Source organism: Aurantiacibacter sediminis, assembly GCF_016019885.1.
GTDB classification, from domain to species: domain Bacteria; phylum Pseudomonadota; class Alphaproteobacteria; order Sphingomonadales; family Sphingomonadaceae; genus Alteraurantiacibacter; species Alteraurantiacibacter sediminis.
On sequence record NZ_JAEANY010000008.1, the window covers coordinates 1 to 454 of the forward strand.

A 454-nucleotide genomic window follows, 5' to 3' on the forward strand; every position below is an offset into this window, starting at 1 on the left:
TCGAACGACTACCAGGGTATCTAATCCTGTTTGCTCCCCACACTTTCGTGCCTCAACGTCAGTTACAGTCCAGTAAGTCGCCTTCGCCACTGGTGTTCCTCCTAATATCTACGCATTTCACCGCTACACTAGGAATTCCACTTACCTCTCCTGCACTCAAGATAACCAGTTTTAGTTGCAGTTCCTCAGTTAAGCCGAGGGATTTCACAACTAACTTGATTACCCGTCTACGCACCCTTTACACCCAATAAATCCGGATAACGCTCGCTCCCTACGTATTACCGCGGCTGCTGGCACGTAGTTAGCCGGAGCTTATTCGTCAGGTACCCTCTTCTACTGTTCCCTGACAAAAGAAGTTTACAACCCGAAAGCCTTCTTCCTTCACGCGGCGTTGCTGGGTCAGGCTTGCGCCCATTGCCCAATATTCCCCACTGCAGCCTCCCGTAGGTCAGCT

Annotated in this window: 1 rRNA gene; it reads right to left on the reverse strand. The window is 50.9% G+C overall.

Annotation, left to right across the window (positions count from 1 at the left end):
• Window positions 1-454 (reverse strand): 16S ribosomal RNA (locus I5L03_RS13300); the annotation flags it as partial.